Raw genomic sequence first — 23906 nt, 5'->3', positions numbered from 1 at the left:
CTGCCAAGGGGCCGCACCGGCAGGCGAGCCCGCCGCGGTGGCGCGGCGCCCATCGGCCGGCTCCGCTGCGCCCCGCCCGATCGCGCCGCAGATCGTGCTGCATGTGCCGGGCAACACGCGGCGATTCTGCGTTTTGAGCGGCGCCGAACGATGCGCGAACGACTTTTTGCCCTGATTCAATTTCGTCAAACCCAGCCCATCCCCGGCCCTGCCGGGGCTTCACACCGACAGGACCTGACCATGATCCAGTTTGAACCGAAGTACATCACCTTCGACTGCTACGGCACGCTGACCCATTTCCGGATGGCCGAGACGGCGCGCGAAATCTATGCGGATCGGTTGTCGCCGGCCACGATGGAGGCCTTCGTGCGTGCGTTCGCCGCCTATCGGCTCGACGAGGTGCTCGGCGCGTGGAAGCCGTACCGCGACGTCGTCGTCAACGCGGTCCGCCGCACGTGCGCACGGGTCGGCGTGACGTTCGACGAAGCCGAGGCCGAGCTTTTCTATCATGCGGTGCCGACGTGGGGCCCGCACCCGGACGTGCCGGCCGGGCTGTCGCGGCTGGCGTCGAAGTACAAGCTGGTGATCCTGTCGAACGCGATGGACGAGCAGATCATGAGCAACGTCGACAAGCTCGGCGCGCCGTTCCATGCGGTGTTCACCGCGCAGCAGGCGCAATCGTACAAGCCGCGCATGCAGGGCTTCGAATACATGTTCGACAAGCTCGGCTGCAAGCCGGAGGACGTGCTGCACGTGTCGTCGAGCCTGCGCTACGACCTGATGACGGCCGAGGATCTCGGGATCAAGCACAAGGCGTTCGTGAACCGCGGCCACGAGCCGGGCACGCCGTTCTACAACTATTACGAAGTGTCGGACATCGGCCAACTGGCGACGCAGCTCGGGCTGTAAGCCGGCTGCGCCGGCCGATTCATCGAGCGCCGGGACGCGGCCGCGATGCCGTCGCGTCCCGTCGCGTTCGATCAGCGCACGAAACGAGGGTAATTACCGATATTGAGCGGTTCAAGGGGCGGCGTCGCGGGCCGATATATGTACCGAACGGTTAATATTTCGAGGCTCCCGCATGAAGTTGTCCACCAAACTGCTGATGCTCGTCGCCGCGGCGCTGCTCGGCGTCGTCCTGCTCGCCGCGTTGTCGCTGCACACGCTGCGCGACGCGCTGATCGACAGCCGGCGCGACGAGATCGTCATTCTGCTGACCAAGGCCGAGCATCTGGTCGATTCGTATCGCGCGATGCAGACCAACGGCACGCTCACGCAGGAGCAGGCGCAGCAGCAGGCCAAGGCCGCGCTGGCGGCGCTCAATGCGAATTCGAGGAGCTACTTCTGGGTCACGACGTCCGACGGCGTCAACCTCGTCCACCCGAACGCGCAGTTCATCGGCACGCGCGCGAAAGGCAACCGCACGACCAGCGGCCTGACCGACAGCGAGGCGTACCGCGCGGGGATGGCGCAGTCGCATTTCGCGCTCGTCGACGTGCTGATCAAGCGCAGCCCCGACGCGGACCTGGAGCCGAAGCTGCAGGGCGTGGTCGCGATTCCGGACTGGAACTGGTGGATCGGCACGGGATTTTTCTACGACGACATCAACGCGGCGTTTGCGCGGCTCGCGACGGTGCTGGGCGCCATCACGCTCGTCATCGCCGCGGCGCTCGCGGCCATCGCATGGGGCGTGCTGCGCAGCGTCAGGCGCACGCTGGGCGGCGAGCCCGCGCATGCGACGCAGATCGCCGCCCGCATCGCCGCCGGCGAACTGGACGTGCAGTTCGATACGGCGCACGCCGCGCCGGGCAGCCTGCTCGTCGCGCTGGGCGACATGAAGGCGCGGCTGACCGACACCATCGCCGAAATCCAGACCACGACCCACTCGATCGCCACCGGCACCGGCGAGATCGCCCAAGGCAACCTGGATCTGTCGCAGCGCACGGAGCAGCAGGCCGCGTCGCTGCAGGAAACGGCCGCGAGCATGGAGCAGATGACGTCCACGGTCAAACAGAACGCGGACAACGCACGCCAGGCGAATGCGCTCGTGGCCCAGGCGAAGGATGCGACCGAGCTTGGCGGCGCCGCCGTGCAGGCGGTCGTCGAAACGATGCGGCAGATTTCGGACGGGTCGGTGCGGATCGCCGACATTACCGTCGTCATCGAAAGCATCGCGTTCCAGACCAACATTCTCGCGCTCAACGCCGCGGTGGAAGCCGCGCGGGCCGGCGAGGAGGGGCGCGGGTTCGCCGTCGTCGCGTCGGAAGTCCGCTCGCTCGCGCAACGCAGCGCCGCAGCCGCGAAGGACATCAAGGGATTGATCGACGCGTCGGTCGAGCGCGCCGGCAGCGGCAGCCGGCTCGTCGAGACGGCCGGCGCGCGCATGACGGAGATCGTCCGGTCGATCGACCGGGTGGCCGACATCATGGGCGAGATTTCGGCGGCATCGGCCGAGCAAAGCACCGGCATCGAACAGATCGGGCTGGCGGTCGCGCAAATGGACGAAGTCACCCAGCAGAATGCCGCGCTCGTCGAGCAGGCGGCTGCGGCCGCTGCGTCGCTGGACGAGCAGGCGGCGCGCCTGCGGGCCGCCGTGTCGGTATTCCGGCTCGCTGCGTGACGGCTTCGTGCCGTCCGCTCGCGGCCGGCGTGTCACCCTGCCTCCTGGGCGTCGCGCCGGCGCCCGCCCGGCGTGCGCGCCGGCATGCCGGTGACGCACGCGTCACCTGACGGCTGCACGAGCCCGGTTTCCGGGCAGTCCCGCCATCTTCCCGTCTTCCCGCCAAGCCGTTCCGATCGAGCGGCATTCTTCTGAACTTTCCTGCGCGACGTCCCGTCGCGATCCCGATCGTCGACGTCCGTGCATACGGCGATCTGCCGCAACGTACCGCTCGTTTCGGTCGTCGTGGGCAGGCGCGCACGCATTCGACACAAACGTGCGGTTTGCGTGAGCCAAACGCGCGCCGGATGCCGAACGGGCAATTTTGTCGGCGCAATCTGCGGCGGCTGCGGCCTTACGATTTCCTGCATCGACACGGGTTCGGCAGCCGCCGCGACACGCCGCCGGGCACACGGCGACACGTGCGCGCACGCAGCTAATCATGCTGCGCAGGCCACCCAAAACGGTCGATTCGTATCGTGCGGGGCGCCCGAATCGCGACAAACCGCATTTTGGCGATGCTTAAATGAATTGCATGTGTACGACGTCGCGCCCGCCACCAGCAAGCGGGCGCGGCGGGACTGAACAACCACGCTGGACCCTTGGACCTACTTCCCACAGTCAGGAGCAGTTCGGATGAGCGACGATATCGACAATGGCGGCAAGGGCGGCATCACGCGCCGCGACATGATGAAGGTCATGGCGGCGGGCGGCATGATGGCCGCCGGCGCCGGCGGACTGCTGATGACCCCCGGCGCTGCATTCGCCGCGCCCGCGCCGAAGCGCGGCGGCAAGATCCGGGTCGCGAACGAAGCCGGCTCGACGGCCGATACGCTCGACCCGGCCAAGGGCTCGACGGGCGCGGACTACACGCGCTTCTTCATGTTCTACAGCGGCCTCACGCAGCTCGATGCGAGCCTGACGCCGCAGATGAACCTCGCCGAGTCGCTGCAGACGACCGATGCGAAGACCTGGATCATCAAGCTGCGCAAGGGCGTCACGTTCCACGACGGCAAGCCGGTCGGCCCGGCCGACGTGGTGTTTTCGCTGATGCGCCACAAGAACGCGGCCACCGCGTCGAAGGTCAAGACGCTTGCCGAACAGTTCACGGATGCGAAGGCGACCGGCCCCGACGAAGTCACATTGACGCTCGCCAGCGCGAACGCCGATCTGCCGGTGATCCTCGCGACGCCGCAGCTCGTGATCGTCAAGGACGGCACGACCGACTTCTCGACCGGTATCGGCTGCGGCCCGTACAAGCTGAAGTCGTTCAAGCCGGGCGTGTCGACCGTCGGCGTGCGCAACGACAGCTACTTCAAGCCGGGCAAGCCGTATCTCGACGAGATCGAGCTGATCGGCATCAGCGACAGCGCCGCGCGCCTGAACGCGCTGCTGTCGGGCGACGTGCACCTGATCAACGCGATCGATCCGCGCTCGACGCAGCGGGTCTCGTCGACGCCGGGCTACGCACTGAAGGAAACCAAGTCGGGCCTCTATACCGACCTGATCATGCGCAGCGACAACCCGATCGTCTCAAGTCCCGACTTCGTCGAAGGGATGAAGTACCTGTTCGATCGCGAGCAGCTCCGCACGGCGGTGTTCCGCGGCTACTCGGTGATCGGCAACGACCAGCCGATTCCGCCGGGGCACCGCTACTTCAACGCGTCGCTGCCGCAGCGGGCGCACGATCCGGACAAGGCGAAGTTCCTGCTCCAGAAGGCGGGCGCGCTCGGCGCCACGTTGCCGCCGATCTATGCGACGTCCGACGCGAACGGGTCGATCGAGATGGCCGTGCTGCTGCAGCAGGCCGGCCAGAAGATCGGGCTGAACCTGCAGGTCAACCGCGCGTCGCCCGACGGCTACTGGTCGAACCACTGGATGAAGCACCCGCTCACCTTCGGCAACATCAACCCGCGCTCGAGCGCCGACGTGCTGTTCACGCAGTTCTTCAAGTCGGATGCGCCGTGGAACGAGTCGGGCTGGAAGAACGCAAAGTTCGACCAGCTGCTGCTCGCCGCGCGCTCGGAAACCGACGACGCGAAGCGCAAGCAGATGTACGGCGACATGCAGGTGATCGTCGCGCAGCAGGGCCGGGTCGGCATTCCGGCGTTCATCAGCTTCCTCGACGGCTACGACAAGCGGCTCGCGGGCCTCGGCTCGATCCCCACCGGGCCGATGATGGGCTTCACGTTCGCCGAGAACGTGTGGTGGAACGCATGACGTTGTGGCTGGCCGCCGTCGCGCGGCCGGTGCGGACCACCGCGCCGGCCACGCGCGGTTTTTTCGGGAGTGCCGCACCATGAACCGAATTCTCATCGGCCTGATCGGCCGGCGCATCGCGGTCACCGCGCTGACGCTGCTGATCGTGTCCGCGATCATCTTCACGATCACGAACCTGCTGCCGGGCGACGCCGCGCAGGCCGCGCTCGGCCAGTCGGCGACGCCGGAGACGGTCGCCGCGCTGCGCCAGCAGTTCGGTCTCGACATGCCGGCGCACGTGCGTTACGTGCACTGGCTCACCGGCCTGCTGCACGGCGATTTCGGCCGGTCGCTGTCCGGCGACATGCCGGTGTCGGAGCTGATCGGCGGACGCCTGCCGAAGTCGCTCACGCTGGCGGCGATCACGACCGCCGTGTCGGTGCCGATCGCATTGCTGCTCGGGATCCTCGCGGCGGTCAAGCGCGAGTCGGTGATCGATCGCGTGATCAGCCTCGGCACGCTGTCGCTCGTCGCGACGCCTGAATTCCTGATCGCGACGGTCGCCGTGCTCGTGTTCGCGGTGAAGCTGCACTGGCTGTCCGCGCTGTCGTACAGCGGCCCGATCGAAAGCCTGCACGACTTCCTGCGCGCGTATGCGATGCCGGTGCTGACGCTGTGCGCCGTCGTGATCGCGCAGATGGCGCGGATGACGCGCGCCGCGGTGATCGAGCAGTTGAGCGCGTCGTACGTCGAGATGGCCGTGCTCAAGGGCGCGAGCCAGGCTCGCGTCGTGCTGCGCCATGCGCTGCCGAACGCGATCGGCCCGATCGCCAATGCGATCGCGCTGAGCCTGTCGTATCTGCTCGGCGGCGTGATCGTCGTCGAGACGATCTTCAACTATCCGGGCCTCGCGAGCCTGATGGTCGACGCCGTCAGCAACCGCGATTTCCCGTTGGTCCAGGCGTGCACGCTGCTCTTCTGCGTCGCTTACCTGACGCTCGTGCTGTTCGCCGACCTGTGCTCGATCGTGTCGAACCCGCGACTGCGCACCTGAGTATTTCGTCTTTTTTCCGAGATGTCGCCCATGCAACCGATCGAACCCGTACAACGCAGCAGCGCGCTGCCGCCCTCCGGCGATCCGCCCGTGGGGCGGGGCAGTGTGCCGCCTGCCGCGCCTGCTCCCGACCAGCCGCGCAAGCGCCGCGCCGCGCGCATCGCCTTGACGACCGGCGGCCGCGTCGGCCTGTCGATGGTCGGCCTGATGCTGTTCGTCGCGGTGTTCGGGCCGCTGATCGCGCCGCATGACGTCGGCGCGATCGTCACGCCCGACGTGTTCGCGTCGTTCAGCGCGAAGCTGCCGTTCGGCTCCGACTTCCTCGGCCGCGACATGCTGAGCCGGATCCTGTACGGCACGCGGCTGACCGTGCTGCTCGCGCTGGCCGCGGTGCTGCTCGCCGCGGTGACCGGCACGACGCTCGGGCTGCTCGCGACCGTGTCGGGCCGCGCGGTCGACGAGACCATGAGCCGGCTGCTCGACGCGCTCACGTCGATTCCGTCGAAGATGTTCGCGCTGATGCTCGTCGCCGCGTTCGGCTCGTCGCTGCCGCTGCTGGTGCTCACCGCCGCGGTCAGCTACATGCCCGGCTCGTACCGGATCGCGCGTGCGCTGGCCGTCAACATCAGCACGCTCGAATTCGTGCAGGTGGCGAAGGCGCGCGGCGAAAGCGCGCTGTACATCGCGTGCGTCGAGATGCTGCCGAACATGATCCACCCGATGCTGGCGGACACCGGGCTGCGCTTCACGTTCGTCGTGCTGCTGCTGAGCGGCCTGAGCTTTCTCGGGCTCGGCGTGCAGCCGCCGTACGCGGACCTCGGATCGCTCGTGCGCGAGAACATCGCGAGCCTCGGCGACGGCTCGGCCGTCGCGATCATGCCCGCGGTCGCGATCGCGATCCTGACGGTGGGCGTCAACCTGATGATCGACGGCTTGCCGCATCGCGGCCGCCGCAAGGGCGCGGCCGGCGCCGCCGGAGGACACTGATGCGACACGAATCGAACCCGCTCGTCGAGGTGCGCGGGCTGCGCGTGGTCGGCGGCCGGCCGGGCGGCGAGGAAACGACGATCGTCCACGGCGTCGACTTCGAGATCGGGCGCGGCGAGGTGCTCGCGCTGATCGGCGAATCGGGCTCCGGCAAGACGACGATCGCGTTGTCGCTGATGGGCCATGCGCGCACCGGATGCCGGATCGCCGGCGGCTCGGTGAAGATCGGCGGCACGGACGTGTGCACGCTGTCCGCGCAGGCGCTGACCGCATTGCGCGGCCGCAAGGTCGCGTACATCGCGCAGAGCGCCGCTGCCGCGTTCAACCCGTCGCGCACGATTCTCGACCAGGTGATCGAGAGCGCGCTGATCCACAAGACGATGACGAAGCGCGACGCGCAGGCGAAGGCGATCGAGCTGTTTCGCGCACTCGCGCTGCCGGAGCCGGAGACGATCGGCAAGCGCTATCCGCACCAGGTGTCGGGCGGTCAACTGCAGCGGCTGATGGCCGCGATGGCGCTGATCACCGACCCGGAGCTGGTGATCCTCGACGAGCCGACCACCGCGCTCGACGTGACCACGCAGATCGACGTGCTGCAGGCGTTCAAGAGCGTGATCCGGCGCTACCGGATGAGTGCGGTGTACGTGTCGCACGACCTGGCCGTGGTCGCGCAGATGGCCGACCGGATCGTCGTGCTGAGCGACGGCGTGATCCGCGAGGCGGGCGACACCGAACAGATCCTGCATGCGCCGACGCATCCATACACGCAGAGCCTGATCGCGGCGGTCACGCCGAACGATGTCGAACGCGACGCGCAGGCGCAAGCACAAGCACAGGAGCCGGCTGCGCCGGCGCCGCTGCTCGACGTGCGTGGCGCGATCGCGGGCTACGGCGGGCGCACCGCGAACGGCTGGCCCGCGAAGGTGATCCTGCATGAAGTCGACCTGCGCATCGGGCGCGGACAGACGGTCGGCGTGATCGGCGAATCGGGCTCCGGCAAGACGACGCTCGCGAAGGTGATCGCGGGCCTCGTGCCGGCGACCGGCGGCGCGATCCTGCTCGACGGCGAGCCGCTCGCGCGCGATATCGCCAAACGGACGAAGGAGCAGCACCGCCGCGTGCAGATCGTGTTCCAGAACGCCGATACGGCGCTCAACCCGGTGCATACCGTCGAGCGCACGCTCGCGCGGCCGCTCGCGTTCTACCACGGGATCAAGGGCGCGCGTGCACGCCAGCGCGTCGCGGAGCTGCTCGAACTCGTGCGGTTGCCGCCGGCGGTCGCCGCGCGGCGCACCGGCGAGCTGTCGGGCGGCCAGAAGCAGCGCGTGAACCTCGCGCGCGCGCTCGCGGCCGAGCCCGACCTGATCCTGTGCGACGAGGTCACGTCGGCGCTCGACACGGTGGTCGGCGCCGCGATCATCGAGCTGCTGCGCGACCTGCAGGCGAAGCTCGGCGTGTCGTACGTGTTCATCACGCACGACATCGCGAAGGTGCGCGCGATCAGCGACGACATCGTCGTGCTGTATGCGGGCCGCCGCGTGGAGACGGGCAGCCGCGACGCGCTGTGCGCGCCGCCTTATCACCCGTATTCGCATCTGCTGGTGTCGTCGGCGCCGGAGTTGCGCGCGGGCTGGCTCGACGATGCGGCCGAGCGTTGCCATCGGCCGCTGGTGCCGATCGGCGCGCGCGAGAACGAGGCCGAGCTGTGTCCGTTCCTGTCGCGCTGCGCGATGCGCGTGGACGGCGTGTGCAACCGGACGGCCCCGTCGCTGCGCACGCTCGGCAACGGCGCGCAGGTGCTGTGCCATCGCAGCGAGGAGGATCTCGCGCGCTTCCAGGCCGAGCCGATTGCCGCCGGTGTCACGCCGGTGCAGCTGTAGTGCGTCGCGCGCGAACCGTGCATCGCGCGGTGCGATGAACGGCCCGCCGCATAGTCTGCTGCGGCGGTCGCGCAAAACGACAATTTGTATGCGTGCCGCGCGCGAATACGCGGCAACTGCGGTTTTTGACGGTGATTAAATGATTCTCATTGAACGGTCGCCGATCGTCGCTGCCGGCATGCACAAGAAGGACCCAATGAAACTGGAATCGTACTGGCTGGATACCCGTCCCGCGTTTCACGCCGGAAGCGAAGGGCCGGTCGAAGGGCGGGCCGACGTCGTGGTGATCGGCGGCGGTTTCACCGGCTTGTCGGCAGCACTCGCGCTCGCGCAGCGCGGCGTCTCGGTGGTTGTGCTCGAAGCCGCGCAGGTTGCCGGCGAAGCGTCCGGCCGCAACGGCGGCCAGTGCAATACGGGCGTCGCGCAGGACTACGCGTCGCTGGCCGCGCGCATCGGCGCCGCGCAGGCGAAGCAGTTCTATCGCGCGTACGAAAGCGCGGTGAAGAGCGTCGAGACGATCGTGACCGAACAGGCGATCGATTGCGATTTCCGGCGCGCCGGCAAACTGAAGCTCGCCGCGAAACCGCAGCATTTCGCGGGGCTTGAAAAGACCTTCAACGCGTTGCGGCGCGACGTCGATCCGGACATCGAGCTGATCGACCCGTCGCACATCCGCGACGAAGTCGGCTCCGACGGTTTCTACGGTGGACTCCTGCAGCGCAACGGCGCGCAGATGCACATGGGCAAGTTCGGCGTCGGGCTCGCGCAAGCGGCCGTGCGGGCCGGCGCACGCGTGTATGAACACGCGGCCGTCACGCAGCTCGACCGGCTCGACGGCGAGCGCCACAGAATTACCTGCGCCCGCGGCACGATCGTCGCCGACCGCGTGCTGGTCGCGACCGGCGCATCGCAGCACGGCCCGTTCGCGTGGTTCCGGCGGCGCATTGCGCCGGTCGGCAGCTTCATCGTCGTGACCGAGCCGCTGCCCGACGCGCAGCTGAACCGGTTGTTCCCGCATCGCCGTGCATACGTGACGTCGCGCCAGATCGGCAACTACTTTCGCGTGACGCCCGACAACCGGTTGCTGTTCGGCGGCCGCGCGCGCTTCGCGATGTCGAGCCCGCGCTCCGACGCGAAGAGCGGCGACATCCTGCGCGCCGGCATGGCCGGCTATTTCCCGGAACTGGCCAACGTGCGGCTCGATTACTGCTGGGGCGGCCTCGTCGACATCACCGCCGACCGGCTGCCGCGCGCGGGCCAGCACGACGGACTCTATTACTCGATGGGCTACAGCGGCCACGGCGTGCAGATGTCGGTGCACATGGGCCGCGTGATGGCCGACGTGCTGTATGGGGCGGCCGCGTCGAACCCGTGGCGCGAGCTCGAATGGCCGGCGATACCGGGCCATTTCGGGCACGCGTGGTTCTTGCCGCTCGTCGGCGCGTATTACCGGATGCAGGATTTCCTGCATTGAAGCGAGCGCCGGGAGAATTCGACATGACAGTGCAATTCGTTGGCTCGCCGCGTGTCGCGCGGCCGGTCTCGCCGGCGATCGGCGACGTGCTGCGCACGATCGACGCGTCGTTCGCGCAGCCGCTGAACCTCGATACGCTCGCGGCAGTGGCCGGGTTGAGCGTGTCGCGTTTCACCGCGCGTTTTCGCAGCGAAACCGGGCTGTCGCCGCACCGGTATCTGTGTCTCGTGCGGATACGGCGGGCGCAGGACCTGTTGCGCGCCGGTCTCGCACCGTCGGTCGTCGCGACCGACGTCGGCTTCTTCGATCAGAGCCATCTGTGCCGGCATTTCCGGCGCGTGCTCGGGATCACGCCGCGCGATTACGTGGTCGCCCGAACGGGCGGCGCGCCGGTGCGAACGCCATCGACGCGCCTGCGCGCCGAACGCCGCGAAGCATCGTGTCACGCGGCGTAAGCGCACGCATGGACGACATGCCCCGCTGAGGATGTCCGGCAGAAGAGCCGGCGAACGACGATTTCCGATATCGCGTGACGGCTTTTGAACCAGTCCGCCGCGCACTGCACAGGAGCAGAAATGACCGCAGTTTTCGTGTTGCACCGGGCCGACGGCGCACCGTCTTCCACCGCATTCCGCACGCAGGCGTTCGGCGCGAGCGATCCTTTCGCGTCGCATCGCGAGATTGCGTGGGAAGGCCCCGACGCGATGGCCGCGGGGCGGATCGTTTTCGTCGGCGAACTGGACGTGCCGAGCTTTCCGCACATCGAAACCGTCGTCGTCGTCCAAGGCGAGCTGACGCTCGAAGCGGCCGGGGCCGCGCCGCTGGTGCTCGGCCCGGGGCAAGGCGCCGTCATTGGCGGCGGCACCGCACTGCGCATCGCCGCGCAATCGCCGGTGCTGCTGATGTTCTGCGCGACAGCGTGCGCGCAACCGACGAAACGCGGCCTCTTCGAGCTGCGCGCCGGCGCGGACTTCAAGCCGTCCGCCACGCTGCCGGCCGAGGTGCTGCTCGGCCCCGCGCCGCAATGCCGCAGCGATAACGTGTTCACCGACGACGGCGCCGGATACTGCGCGGGCACGTGGGATTCGACGCCGTATCACCGGATCGTCCGGCCGCATCGCGCGAACGAGTTCATGTTCCTGCTGGACGGCGGCGTCCGGTTCGCGGCGCCCGACGGCAGCGTGCAGTCGCTCGGTACCGGCGATGCGCTGTTCGTGCCGCGCGGCGCGTCGATCGGGTGGGAAAGCAGCGAACGCGTGGCGAAGTTCTACGTGATGCAGAACGTCAAACCCTCCACCGAACGAGACTGAACATGTCCCCTCCGCTGCGCCATATCGAAACTTCGCCCACGCTGCCGGCTTCGGCCGACGTCGTCGTGATCGGCGGCGGCATCATCGGCGTCTTCACCGCGTACTACCTGGCCCGGCGCGGGGTGTCGGTCGCGCTGGTCGAGAAGGGGCGGATCGGCGCCGAGCAGTCGAGCCGCAACTGGGGCTGGTGCCGGCAGCAGAACCGCGACGAGCGCGAATTGCCGATGGCAAGCAAGAGCATCGATCTGTGGGAACGATTCGCCGCCGAATCCGGCGAGGACACGGGCTTTCATCGCTGCGGGCTGCTGTATCTGAGCAATGACGAGGCCGAGCTGTCCCGCTGGGCCAGCTGGGGCGAATTCGCGAAGACCGCGGGCGTGACCACGTACATGCTCGACAGCAAGCAGGCCGCCGAACGCGGACGGGCCACCGGGCGGCAGTGGAAGGGCGGCGTCTTCTCGCCGACCGACGGCACGGCCGATCCAGGCAAGGCCGCGCCGGCCGTGGCCGCCGCGCTGATCAAGCTGGGCGGCAGTGTCCACCAGCACTGCGCGGCGCGCGGCATCGAACTCGAAGGCGGCCGCGTCGCGGGCGTCGTCACCGAGGCCGGCGTCATCAAGACCCGAACGGTCGTGATGGCCGGCGGCGCATGGGCGTCGTCGTTCTGCCGCCAGCTCGGCATCCGGTTTCCGCAGGCGTCGATCCGTCAGTCGATCCTGAGCGTGTCGCCCGTCGAAACGCCGCTGCCGGATGCGATGTACACGTCCGGCGTGTCCATCACGCGCCGCAGCGATGGACGCTACGCATTGGCGATCAGCGGCCGCGCGCGCGTGGACCTGACGCCGCAGTTCCTGCGATTCGCGCCGCAATTCGTGCCGATGTTCGCGAAGCGCTGGCGCAATCTTCTGCCGGGCGGCTTCGAAGGCGTGCGCGGCGGTCATGAAACGCTGAAGCGCTGGCGCCTCGATGCACCGACGCCGATGGAAGCCGTACGCATCCTGGATCCGAAGCCCGACATGCCGACGGTCACCGAAACGTACCGCCGTGCGGTCGAACTGCTGCCCGAGCTTCGCGAAGCGACGATCACGCATGCATGGGCCGGCTTCGTCGACAGCACGCCGGACGGCGTGCCGGGCATCGGCGAAGTGCCGGGCGTGCCGGGGTTGATTCTCGCGGCGGGCTTTTCGGGTCATGGCTTCGGGATCGGCCCCGGTGCCGGTCACTTGATCGCGGATCTCGCGACCGGTGCGCAACCGCTGGTCGATCCGGTGCCGTATCAGCCCGGCCGGTTCGCCGATTCCGCATGGGGCAAGGTTGCCGATTTCTAGGTCGGAGCCGTCACGCGCACGACGGTGGCGGCCTCGGGACGATGCGTTTCGATCCGGACCGCGCGCGCGGCCGGATCGGTGTGGTGAAGGCGTGCCGCGCTTTGCAGCCCGGTGCTGCCGACAGGGGAGTGCATGATGCGTTTCGGTTCCTACTGGCTCGATACGTCCGAGCCATTCGTGAGCCGCTCGCCGCAGCGGCCTGACGGGAGTTGCGACGTGGTGGTGGTGGGCGGCGGGATTACGGGTTCGGCGGCCGCACTGGCGCTGGCGAAGAAGGGCGCACGGGTCGTCGTCTGCGAAGCGGGCACCATTGGGCAGGCGGCATCGGGACGCAACGGCGGCATGTGCAACAACGGCTTCGCACAGGATTACGCGTTCCTGTCGAGGCGCATCGGCACGGAACTGGCGAACCGGCTGTATCTCGCGTTCGATGCGGGTGTCGACACGGTCGAGCGGCTGGTCCGGGAGGAGTCGATCGCTTGCGATTTCGTGCGGCGCGGCAAGCTCAAGCTCGCGGCGAAGCCCGAGCACTACGACAAGCTCGTGCGGAGCCAGGCGCTGCTCGCCGCGAGCGTGGACCCTGACACGCGCGTGGTGACGAAGGCGGAGCTGCGCGACGAGATCGGTTCGAACCGTTATCACGGCGGGCTGATCTTCGAGAAGAGCGCCGGGATGCACGTCGGCCGCTATGTGCGCGGCCTGGCGAACGCCGCGCAGGCGCGCGGCGCGCATATTCTCGAGCATGCGCCGGTACTCGGCATGACGAGGCAGGCGGGCGGCGCATACGCGGTACGCACGCCGCTCGGCGAGATCCGTACGCGCCAGGTGCTGCTTGCAAGCGGCATCTCGCAGGTGGGCCCGTTCGGCTGGATCCGGCGCAGGATCGTGCCGGTCGGCGCGTTCATCATCGTCACCGAGCCGTTGCCGCGCGAGCTGCTCGACCGGTTGCTGCCGACGCGCCGGATGGTCACCGACACGAAGAACTTCGTCAATTTCTTTCGCGTCACGCCCGACAACCGGATGCTGTTCGGCGGGCGGGCGCGTTTCGCCACGTCGAATCCGCGTTCGGACGAAAAGAGCGGGCTGATCCTGCGACAGCAGATGGCCACCGTGTTTCCCGAACTGGCCGGCGTGCGCATCGACTATTGCTGGGGCGGGATGGTCGACATGACGGCCAACCGCCTGCCGCGCGCGGGCCAGCGCGACGGCGTGTATTACTCGATGGGCTATAGCGGCCACGGCACGCACATGGCGACGCTGATGGGCACGCTGATGGCGGAGATCATGGATGGACGCGCCGATCTCAATCCGTGGAAATGCTTCGACTGGCCCGCGATTCCCGGCCACTTCGGCAAACCGTGGTTTTTGCCGTTCGTCGGCGCATGGTATCGACTCAAGGACACTTTGCAATGAATTCACCCGTCAACTCACCGGTTCGTCACCTGATGGAAGCCGGCAGGCTCGATCGCTTCTTCATCGACGGCGACTGGGTCTTGCCCGATGGCGGCGACCGGTTCGCGGTCGTCTGCCCGTCGACTGAAGACACGCTGTGCGAAATCCCGCTCGGCAACGCGCACGACGCCGATCGTGCGGTGCAGGCCGCGCGCAACGCGTTCGAGCATTGGTCCACGACTTCGCCGCAGCAACGCGCCGCACTGCTCGACCGCGTGCACGCGTTGATGCTCGAGCGCGCCGAACGGTTCGCCATGGCGCTCGCGCTGGAAATGGGCGCGCCGATCAGCTACGCACGCGGCGCCCATGTGCCGCTCGCGGCCGAACACATCCGGGTCGCGCGCGACAATCTGGCCGGCTATCCGTTCGTCACCCGGCGAGGGACGACCGCCGTTGTGCGCGAGCCGATCGGTGTGTGCGCGCTGATCACGCCGTGGAACTGGCCGATCTATCAGATCACCGCGAAGGTCGGGCCCGCGCTCGCGGCAGGCTGCACGGTGGTGCTGAAACCCAGCGAGCTGTCGCCGCTCAGCGCGTTGCTGTTTGCGGAAGTGATCGCCGATGCGGGCGTGCCCGCCGGCGTATTCAACCTGGTGAGCGGCAGCGGTGCGGAGGTGGGCGCCGCGCTTTCGTCGCACCCGCAGGTCGACATGGTGTCGATCACCGGGTCGACGCGTGCCGGCGTGCTGGTCGCGCAGGCCGCGGCCCCGACCGTCAAGCGCGTCGCGCAGGAGTTGGGCGGCAAGTCGCCGAACATCGTGTTGCCCGATGCCGACCTGTCGCGTGCGATCGCGCCGGGCGTGGCCGCCGCGTTCCGCAACATGGGCCAGTCGTGCAGCGCACCGACCCGCATGATCGTGCCGCGCAACGTGCTCGGTGAGGTCGAGGCGCTGGTCGTCGCGGCAGCGCAGCAGCTCGTCGTCGGCGATCCGTTCGTCGACGCGACGACGCATGGCCCGCTGGCCAATCGCGCGCAGTTCGGTCGCGTCGCGCAGATGATCGACGCGGGCATCGACGAACGGGCGAAGCTGATCGCCGGCGGTCCCGGGCGGCCCGCTGGATTCGACCGCGGCTTTTATGCGCGGCCGACGATTTTTTCCGACGTCCGCACCGACATGGCGATCGCGCAGCAGGAGATCTTTGGTCCGGTCCTCGCGATCCTGCCTTACGACACCGTCGACGAAGCCGTCGCGATCGCGAACGACACGGTCTATGGGCTCGGCGCGCACGTGCAGGGCACCGACCGGGAACACGCACGCGCGGTGGCCGCGCGCATTCGCTCGGGGCAGGTGCACCTGAACTACCCGGCATGGGATCCTCAGGCGCCGTTCGGCGGTTACAAGCAGTCGGGCAATGGCCGCGAGTACGGGATCGAAGGGATGGAAGAGTACATGGAAGTCAAGTCGATCCTCGGCTTTTACGACTGAAGCAGCGGCTGCGTGCGAACGCGGCGGCAGGACAGAATGCAGAATGGAAGCCGTCTATTTCCCGAAGGTGCCCGAATTGGACAACCCCGTCATCTCCGAAGCGTCTTTGAGCGCGCATTGCGCGCACTGGGCGACATTGCGGCGCGATCTGCATGCGCATCCCGAGTTGCGGTTCGAGGAACACAGGACGGCCGACGTCGTCGCCCGCGAGCTCGAAACGCTCGGTTATGCGGTATCGCGCGGGCTGGGCGGTACGGGCGTCGTCGCGAGCCTGCCCGGCGCGGATCCGGGCCGGGGAATCGTGCTGCGCGCCGATCTGGACGCGTTGCCGATCCACGAAGCGAATGACTTCGCGCATGCATCGTGCACGCACGGGATCATGCATGCGTGCGGACACGACGGCCATACCGTCATGTTGCTCGGCGCGGCGCGCATCCTGAAGGAATTGCCGCAGTTGCCGGGCACCGTGCATTTCGTGTTTCAGCCTGGCGAAGAGGGCGGTGCGGGCGCGCGCAAGATGATCGACGACGGGTTGTTCGAGCAATGTCCGACGGAAGCGGTGTTCGGCATGCACAACTGGCCCGGTTTGCCGGCCGGGCATTTCGGGTTGCGCACCGGCCCGATCATGGCCGCCGGCTCGCGGTTCCGGATTACCGTGACCGGCAAGGGCGCGCACGCGGCGCAGCCGCATCTCGGCATCGATCCCGTCCCGCTCGCGTGTTCGATGGTGCTGCAGTGCCAGACCATCGCCGCGCGGCACAAGGATCCCGTCGATCCCGCCGTCATTTCCGTCTGCATGTTCCATGCGGGAACGACGGACAACGTCATTCCGGACAGCGCCGAGCTGCGCGGGACGATCCGCACGCTGTCGTCCGCATTGCAGCAGAAGCTGCAGCATGACGTCCGGCTCACGTGCGAGGGGCTGGCGCACGCCTATGGCGCGCAGGTCGACGTCGAGTTCTTTCAGTACTACCCCGCGACGGTCAACACGCCGGCCGAGACGGCGTTCTGCGAAGCGGTCATGCGCGAGACGTTCGGCGAAGAACGGGTTGACCGCGACGTGCCGCCGAACATGACGTCGGAAGACTTCGGCTTCATGCTGGAGGAGCGCCCCGGCGCCTACGTGCTGATCGGCAATGCACCGACCGGCACGGCCTCGCCGGCGCTGCATCATCCGAAATACGATTTCAACGACGACATCATTCCGGCCGGCGTCCGGTATTGGGTCGCGCTGGCACAGCAGTATTTCGCGCGATTCCCGTGAACGTGTGCGCGATCGCGAACGAGTCGGCATCCGGGCTGCGTTGAATGGTCATGTGCGTCCCGGGCATTAAGTTTTCGTTAATGAACGATTTATAGGTCATTAGGCACGGGAAAATCATTCCTTTTTATAGTGGGTTCCATGCGCTTGCCGGTGTCGTGAGCAGGCCGCCACCGCACGGCGCAGATGCCGGCTCGGCGAACATCCGGTGCGACCGGCGCGCGCCGTCGATCGCGTCGGGGCATGAACCGGCGTCATTTCCACTGGATGACTTGATGAAGGATGAACACGTGATGAACGCTTCCGGCTCCGCGACGGCACTTCACTATCGCAGGTTTGGCACGGCCGATGTCCCCGCGGCCCACGCACTCTCCATGGCGCTACGCTGGCCGTTCAGGGCGGAAGACTGGCAGTTTTCCGCGGACACGTCGATCGCGTTCGCGGCCGAGGAGAACGGGGTCGTCATCGGGACGGCGATGTGCTGGAAGTACGGTACCGACCGCGCTGCCATCGGGCACGTGATCGTGTCGTCCGAGCATCAGGGCCGGGGCATCGGCCGCGCGCTGATGGAAACCCTCGTCGACGAACTGGGGCCGCGCATCACGTTCCTGCATGCGACGCCGGCCGGCCAGCCGCTCTATGAAAAGCTCGGGTTCGCCGTGTGCGGATCGCTGGATCAATATCAGGGGAACGTGAGTCGGCCCGCGGCGGTTGCGCTGTCCGATGGCGAGCGACTGCGCGCCGGGACGCCCGCCGATCTGAGCCGCCTCGTCGAACTGGACGCGCGTGCTTCCGGCCTCGAGCGCGACGTGCTGCTGGCGGCATTGCTGAAGCGGGGCGAATGCGTCGTGCTCGAACGCGATGGCGAGATCGCGGGATTTTCAGTGCTGCGCCGCTTCGGTCGCGGTTACGTGATCGGCCCGGTCGCCGCACCGCGTTCGAGCGACGACGCGCAGGCGAAGGCGCTGATCAGTCATTGGCTCAGCGGACGCGAGAATGAATTCGTCCGCATCGACGTCCCGTCGGGAACGAGCTTGCCGCACTGGCTCGACGCGCAGGGATTGAAACGCGTCGACACCTGCTCGAAGATGGTTCGCAATGCGCCTGCCGCGGCGCACGGCAGCGCGCCTGATCCCGTGTTCGGACTGTACGGGTTGATCAGTCAGGCGATGTTGTAGGCGCCGGTCGCGCGGCCGGGCGGCGGCAAGCGTCACGCATGCCGCGCCCATTGTCCCGCCGGCAGTGACTCGTTGCCGTCGCTCGCACGCTCGGCATGTCCGGCATTGGGCATCACGCGCCCTGCGCGAGCGCCTTCACCTGTTCGGCCGACATCGCGCCGCGATGGATGCGGAAGTCGTCGATCGCGCCATTGAAGAACGGGTCGCCCGGATACTGCGAACGCCCGATCCAGTTCTGCGCGGTTTTCCCGATCCGCCAGGGCGCGAAGATGACGTCGCTTGCCGAGCCGATCGCGTCGCCGTTCAGATAAAGCGTCGCGGTCGCGGCCGACAGCGTGACCGCGACGTGCGCCCATTGTCCGGCCGGCAGCGCGGCGTTGCCGTCGACCGTGCGCTCGCCATGTCCGCCGTTGGTCGTGATCGCGAAGCGCATCGTCCCGCGTGGGCCCTTCGGCGTGACGAACAGATAGCGCCCGGTGCCCGAGCCGAAATCGAAGATGCGTGCCCACGTCTGCCCGCCGCGCCAGTTCACCCACGCCGCGATCGTGACATCCGACACGTCGGCGACGATGTCGTTCGGCAGCGCGACGTAGCCGCTGGCGCCGTCGAGCGACACCGCGTTGCCGAGCGTGCCCGTTACGCGCGATGCGCCGCCGACGAGCGTGCCCGCATGGCCGTTGCCGCTCGCGTCCGCGGCGCTCGTGCCGCTTGTCTCGTCGAACGACAGCAGCGTATGCAGCTGCAGCGCCGTCGATGCGACGACTTCCAACGAATGCCCGGATTCGCCCGCTGCGCTCTGCGCACTGATCACGTAGTGCCACACGCCTGCCGCGGGATTGTCCGTGTAGGTCAGCGGATCGACGATGCCGGTCGCGATGGTCGTGTACGGCCCGCCGGCGCTGGCGGCACGCTTCACGTTGTAGCTCGCCGCGTTCGCGACACCCCACCACGACAGCGCGACCTGTCCGGCAGCCGGCCACGCAATCAGCGCGCTCGGTGCGGTTGTGGGCGCAACGGGATCGCGCGTGCAGGTCAGCGTGCCGTAGCCGAGCTGATCGTAGCCGCCGCTCGTTTCGCCGTAGTTGCCGCCGCCGCCTTCAGGCTGAATCGCGCGCGCGAACTTCGCGGACCACGGTGCGGCCAGCCCCTTGCGGTTCACGTAGTGGTTGTAGACGAGCGCCCAGCACGGACGGATCGTGCCCTGGCTGGCGGTCGAGAACTGCGCTTGCGGCACGGCGGGCGACCGCGTGCTGACGGGTGTCGCGGCCGGCGTGAACGCCAACGACGCGGTCAACATGGCCCAGTTCAACGACGCGCTGAAGACGGCGGCGGCGAAAGACCAGGTCCGCGCGGCGGCAACCGATGCGAACGCGACGTGGATCGCGCGTGCCGATGCGGGCTCGATCGGCTCGACGGCGACAGCAACCGGCAAGAATGCGGTGGCGGTCGGCCAGGGTTCGGTTGCGGACCGCGACAACTCGTTCTCGGTCGGCGCGAAGGGCAGCGAGCGGCAGGTCACGAACGTGGCCGCCGGCACGGCGCCGACCGACGCGGTGAACGTGCAGCAGCTGAACGACAACCTCAATGCCGCGTCGACGCAGACGAAGGGCTACACCGACCAGCGGATCGGGCAGGTGTACAACGCGTTCAACAACCTGAAGAAGGACATGTACGGCGGCGTGGCGTCGGCGATGGCGGTGGCCGGTTTGCCGCAGCCGACGGGGGCCGGGCGCTCGATGGTGTCGGCGGCGACCTCGAATTATCACGGGCAGCAAGGGTTCGCGGCCGGGTATTCGTACGTGACGGAGAGCAATCGCTGGGTCGTCAAGGCGTCGGTGACGGGGAATGCGCGGTCGGACTTCGGCGCGGTGGTCGGTGCGGGGTATCAGTTCTGATGCGACGCGACGTGCGTTGACCGTCGGGGGCGTCGGGCATGCGGATGATGCCCGACGCCTCAGGCAACTTCGGCGACGACAGGGCCCCGGGGCGGAATGCCGAATCCCGGGGTCCTGTCATTTGCCGGGATCGGATGCGCGCCGGTCGAAGGCCATTGCCGGCTGCACGGCGCCGGCGCCCCATGCCTGCGCCGGCCGCGCGACGTGAAGCGTGTCGAGCAGCTGCCCCATCCCGGCGAACACGCGGTACGCGCTCGCCACTTCCGCATATTGACCGCTGATGTAATCGATGCGGGCACTGTAATACTCGTTCTCGGCGTTGAGCAGGTCGAGCAGCGAACGTTGACCGATGCCGAACTGCAACTGATAGGCCTCACGCGTCGACGCGCTTGAATCCATGTACTGCTTGAGCACGACCAACCGGTCGCGGGCGGTGACGTACGCGTTGTAGGCGTGCGACTCGCTTTCCGCGATCTCGAGGCGCGTGCGGTTGCGGTCTTCCTCGGCTTCCCGGATCTGCGCATGCGCCTCGCCGATTCGAGCCTTGTCGGCGCCGCCCTGGAACAGGTTGTAGCGCAGCCGCAGCATCACGCGGCGGTCATTCGTCGGGCCGAGCACGCCGTCGCGATCGTGGCTCGCGCTGAGCTCCAGGTCGAGGCGCGGCCATAGTGCGGCCTTCGCCGCGTCATATTGCGCATTGGCCTGGGCGACGTCCGCATCGGCGCCCGCGAGGGACGGGTGGTTTGCCAGCGCCGTATCCAGTGCGAGTCGTTCGGTCGGCGGGAGCGCGGCCTCCGGCGCGACCGGCTTGACGAGCACATCCGGCGGCACGCCCACCAGCCGCGCGTAGGCCACTTCGGCGTCTTTCAGGTTGCTTTGCTCGGACCGCAAGTTGTCCTGGGCGAGCGCCAGCCGGCTTTCCGCCTGGTACAGATCGGCGCGCCGGCCGACGCCGCGGTCGCTGCGCAGCTTGATCTGATCGTGGATCCGGCGGTGGGATTCCAGATTGTCGGTGGCGGCGACGACCGTTTCCTGGCGCCGCAGGACTTCCAGGTACGCGCCCACCACGCGTAGCGCCACATCCTCCGACGTGGACGCGACGCGATTCGCGGATGAGTCGATGCGTGCCCGTTGCCGTGCCACTTCGCTCCTGACCGCGAAACCGTCGAACAGCATTTGCGACAACGTCACGTTGGCCGTCCGGTGCGTGAACGTCGTACGGTTCAGCCCGAGCAGACGCGTTTCGACGTCGTCGCGCTGCTCCTTGCCGATCGATGCGTCGACGTCCACGCGGGGCAGGTAGCCGGCCCGCGCCTGCTTCAGTCCCTGATCCGCCGCTTCGCGGTTGTATGTCGTGGCAAGGATCTCGGGGTTGGTCCGGATCGCCTGTTCGACCGCTTCCTGCAGGCTTTGCGCGTCGGCGGGCGCGGCGGGGCCCGCGAGCGCCGACGCGAATGCGAGGAGTGCAAGCAGAGGACGCTTCTTGTTCATGATCGGCTCAAACATCCTGCACGTGCGGCAGCGGCGGCGGGACGTAAGTGACCACGGTGCCGCTGCCCTGATCGTGTGCGAGCTGGAAGCTGCCGCCCGACAGATTGCCCTGAAGCGCGACCTGTGCGGTGTGGACGCCGTCGCTGACTGTCAGCGTGCCGCCCGTTCCCGCGTCGTTGGCCGTGAAGCTCAGCGTCGTGTGATCGCCGAACAGAACGTCGGTCAGGTCGAGCGAGTCGCCGGCGCCGAAGCCGCTGACCGTACCGGTGAAGCCCGCGGACTGATCCAGCTTGAGCGTCCCCGCGGCACCATCGGCGAACGTCGTGTTTTCCGCGGACGCACCGCCGAACTCCAGCGTTGCGGCGCCGCTGATCGTCGCGCTTCCGGCGCCTGTCACGTCGCCGTGGATCGTCAGGTTGCCGTTGTTGGCCCACAGGTTGCCCGTATTGGTCACCGCGCTTTCGATCACGAGGCCGCCGCCGCCCGTCGCCTCGAGCGTGCCGGCGTTGGCGACGGCGTGCGCGCCCGTGTCGATGACGAGCGCGTTGGCGCCGTCGGCGACGATCGTTCCTTCGTTGACGAGCGTCAGTTGGCCGGCGCCGAGCTGGCCGGCGCCCGAGATCGTGTTGTCGACGTTCACGAGCGCTGCATCCGGCGTGCTGCCGAACACGACGTTGTGGCTGTCGTCGGACAATGTCACGTGCCCGCCGCCTTCCAGGGTCGCGCTTTTCGCGAGGATTTCGAACCGGGTGATGTCGCCGGTCGAGCCGAGTGCGATCGTTCCCGTATTCTCCACGATTCCGCCGATCGGCAGCATCGCGCCGTCGTTCACAGTCATGACGCCGGCGTTCTGCACGACCGGTTCCTGGTCGAACACGAAGTTGTCGCTGGTGAGGTCGGCCGAATGAACGCCCGTCACCGTGATGGTGGCGCCGTCGCCCAGCGTGAGCACCGCATTGCCGTTGGCGTCGTCTGCCAGGTGCGTCTGGACGTCGCTGAAGCTCGCGATGCCCGTGAAGCCCACGAGATCGATCTTGTCGGCGGCGAGGTCGAACGTGTGCAGCGTGTCGTTGCCGATCGGCTGCGAGACGACGAACAGGTCGTGGCCGGCGGATCCCGTCAGCTGGTCGTCGCCCGACCACGCGAAGATCGGTGCGTTGGCCGCGTATGCTTCGACGTTGTCCGTGATCGTGGCGGCTGCGTGACTGCCGTCCGCGGCGGTCCACGTTTCGCTCACCGTGAGCACGGTGGCGCCGGTGAAGGAAGCGGGCGGCGTGACGGTGAGCGTGCCGAGGTCGTTCGTCGGCACGAGCCACGCGCCGTTGCCGAGGTCGGTGCCGGCATTCAGCGTCCAGCCGGACGGGATGCCGGCGATCGTCACCGCGAGATCGGACGCGTGGCCGGACGGATCGGCGAGCGCCAGGTTGATCTCGGATCCGGCGACTCCGGCGGGCGCCACATGTGTGGACGAGCGCGAGTTTCCCGCGGTGTCCCACTCGGTCACGGTGACGGAGTCCTTGTTGAGATTGAGGCTCTGTTGCGAGACGGTCCAGGTTCCGGCGGTTTGTTGCGTTGCGGTGTAATCGGCGTTGGTCGTGTTGTCGTGGACCAGGACTTTCCATACATCCGACGTGTCGGTGGTGGCGGTCAGTGTGTGGCCGGTGAATTGCCATGACAGCGTCGACGGCGCCGTGGCGTCGAGCGTGAAACTCAAGCTCGTGGCGTTCGAGATATTGCCCGCGATGTCGATCTGACGGACTTGCACGTTGTTCACGCCTTCGACGGCGCTGAATGTGGTGTTCCAGTGTGCGCCGTTGTCGATGCTGTATTGCACGGTGGCGCCGGTTTCGATGCCGGTGACGTTGAGCGTGCCGACGTTGGTGATGTGGTCGGTGGCGCTGCTACCGGAGTCGGTGGTCAGCGCGACGCTGGGTGCAGCAGCCGAGGTGTCGAGGGTGAAACCGAACGACGTGGCCGATGACGTGTTGCCAGCGGCATCGATCTGGCGGACCTGCACGTTGTTCAGTCCTTCGACGGCGCTGAAGCTCGTGCTCCAATGCGAACCGTTGTCGACGCTGTACTGCACGGTGGCACCCGTTTCGACGCCAGTGACATTGAGCGTCCCGATATTGGTGACGTGGTCGGTGGCGCTGCTGCCGGAGTCGGTGGTCAGCGCGACGCTGGGTGCAGCAGCAGCGGTGTCGAGCGTGAAGCTGAACGACGTGGCCGATGACGTATTGCCCGCGACGTCGACCTGCCGGACCTGCACATTGTTCAACCCTTCAACCGCGCTGAAGCTGGTGTTCCAATG

16 protein-coding genes and 3 pseudogenes are annotated in these 23906 nt (G+C 67.7%); 15 read left to right on the top strand and 4 right to left on the bottom strand.

What is annotated here, in order from left to right; all coding sequences use genetic code 11:
- Window positions 1-240 precede the first annotated feature (240 nt).
- From DIE06_RS32825 to DIE06_RS32775, 10 genes are all read left to right on the top strand, one after another.
- Entirely contained in the window at window positions 241-909 is a 669-nt protein-coding gene (locus DIE06_RS32825) for a haloacid dehalogenase type II (protein WP_124648630.1), read from the top strand.
- Between the two features lie 172 nt (window positions 910-1081).
- Window positions 1082-2620 (top strand): methyl-accepting chemotaxis protein, encoded by a 1539-nt coding sequence (locus DIE06_RS32820; RefSeq protein WP_124664997.1) that lies wholly within the window; start codon window positions 1082-1084, stop codon window positions 2618-2620.
- 675 nt (window positions 2621-3295) lie between these two features.
- Complete coding sequence (locus DIE06_RS32810) at window positions 3296-4879, top strand: ABC transporter substrate-binding protein (protein WP_124664996.1); 1584 nt, start codon at window positions 3296-3298, stop codon at window positions 4877-4879.
- Between the two features lie 79 nt (window positions 4880-4958).
- Window positions 4959-5912 (top strand): ABC transporter permease, encoded by a 954-nt coding sequence (locus DIE06_RS32805; RefSeq protein WP_124664995.1) that lies wholly within the window; start codon window positions 4959-4961, stop codon window positions 5910-5912.
- Window positions 5913-5942: 30 nt separating this feature from the next.
- Window positions 5943-6899 carry an ABC transporter permease gene (locus DIE06_RS32800; RefSeq protein ID WP_124664994.1) on the top strand — a complete coding sequence of 319 codons (957 nt, stop codon included), beginning with the start codon at window positions 5943-5945 and terminating at the stop codon, window positions 6897-6899.
- Window positions 6899-8779 carry an ABC transporter ATP-binding protein gene (locus tag DIE06_RS32795; protein ID WP_124664993.1) on the top strand — a complete coding sequence of 627 codons (1881 nt, stop codon included), beginning with the start codon at window positions 6899-6901 and terminating at the stop codon, window positions 8777-8779. The genes DIE06_RS32800 and DIE06_RS32795 overlap by 1 nt, the downstream gene beginning before the upstream one ends.
- Window positions 8780-8918: 139 nt before the next feature.
- Complete coding sequence (locus DIE06_RS32790; RefSeq protein WP_124664992.1) at window positions 8919-10253, top strand: FAD-binding oxidoreductase; 1335 nt, start codon at window positions 8919-8921, stop codon at window positions 10251-10253.
- Window positions 10254-10276: 23 nt separating this feature from the next.
- Window positions 10277-10708, top strand: coding sequence for a helix-turn-helix domain-containing protein (locus tag DIE06_RS32785; RefSeq protein ID WP_069250084.1), 432 nt, complete (start codon window positions 10277-10279; stop codon window positions 10706-10708).
- 120 nt (window positions 10709-10828) lie between these two features.
- A complete protein-coding gene (locus DIE06_RS32780) occupies window positions 10829-11563 on the top strand; it encodes a cupin domain-containing protein (RefSeq protein WP_124664991.1) in 735 nt (244 codons plus the stop codon).
- Window positions 11564-11565: 2 nt separating this feature from the next.
- Window positions 11566-12891, top strand: coding sequence for an FAD-binding oxidoreductase (locus DIE06_RS32775; protein ID WP_124664990.1), 1326 nt, complete (start codon window positions 11566-11568; stop codon window positions 12889-12891).
- On the opposite strand, the gene DIE06_RS38545 is transcribed toward DIE06_RS32775, so the two are convergent.
- A complete protein-coding gene (locus DIE06_RS38545; RefSeq protein WP_185733533.1) occupies window positions 12888-13025 on the bottom strand; it encodes a hypothetical protein in 138 nt (45 codons plus the stop codon). The two genes, DIE06_RS32775 and DIE06_RS38545, sit on opposite strands and share 4 nt — an antisense overlap.
- 1 nt (window position 13026) lies before the next feature.
- On the opposite strand from DIE06_RS38545, the gene DIE06_RS32770 reads away from it, so the two are divergent.
- The 4 genes from DIE06_RS32770 (at window position 13027) to DIE06_RS32755 (ending at window position 18209) form a co-directional block, all read left to right on the top strand.
- On the top strand, window positions 13027-14304 hold the full coding sequence (locus DIE06_RS32770; RefSeq protein WP_124664989.1) for an FAD-binding oxidoreductase: 1278 nt from the start codon (window positions 13027-13029) through the stop codon (window positions 14302-14304).
- A complete protein-coding gene (locus DIE06_RS32765) occupies window positions 14301-15770 on the top strand; it encodes an aldehyde dehydrogenase family protein (RefSeq protein WP_124664988.1) in 1470 nt (489 codons plus the stop codon). Before DIE06_RS32770 ends, DIE06_RS32765 begins: the two co-directional genes overlap by 4 nt.
- Window positions 15771-15846: 76 nt before the next feature.
- Window positions 15847-17034, top strand: coding sequence for a M20 aminoacylase family protein (locus DIE06_RS32760; RefSeq protein WP_124665014.1), 1188 nt, complete (start codon window positions 15847-15849; stop codon window positions 17032-17034).
- A 272-nt stretch (window positions 17035-17306) separates the two neighbouring features.
- A complete protein-coding gene (locus DIE06_RS32755; RefSeq protein WP_124664987.1) occupies window positions 17307-18209 on the top strand; it encodes a GNAT family N-acetyltransferase in 903 nt (300 codons plus the stop codon).
- Window positions 18210-18321: 112 nt separating this feature from the next.
- Here DIE06_RS32755 and DIE06_RS32750 read toward each other — a convergent pair.
- A pseudogene (locus DIE06_RS32750) lies at window positions 18322-19443 on the bottom strand (LamG-like jellyroll fold domain-containing protein); the annotation flags it as partial.
- Between DIE06_RS32750 and DIE06_RS32745 the strand changes: the two are divergent.
- Window positions 19439-20104: pseudogene (locus tag DIE06_RS32745) on the top strand (YadA family autotransporter adhesin); the annotation flags it as partial. The pseudogenes DIE06_RS32750 and DIE06_RS32745 overlap by 5 nt on opposite strands.
- 117 nt (window positions 20105-20221) lie before the next feature.
- Here DIE06_RS32745 and DIE06_RS32740 read toward each other — a convergent pair.
- On the bottom strand, window positions 20222-21595 hold the full coding sequence (locus tag DIE06_RS32740) for a TolC family outer membrane protein (RefSeq protein WP_124664986.1): 1374 nt from the start codon (window positions 21593-21595) through the stop codon (window positions 20222-20224).
- Window positions 21596-21602: 7 nt separating this feature from the next.
- A pseudogene (locus DIE06_RS32735) lies at window positions 21603-23906 on the bottom strand (Ig-like domain-containing protein); the annotation flags it as partial.

It is taken from the genome of Burkholderia sp. Bp8998 (assembly GCF_003854235.1).
In the GTDB taxonomy this organism is placed as follows: Bacteria; Pseudomonadota; Gammaproteobacteria; order Burkholderiales; family Burkholderiaceae; genus Burkholderia.
The sequence above is the reverse complement of the archived record's forward strand: the minus strand, read 5'-3'. Positions and strand labels throughout refer to the sequence as shown.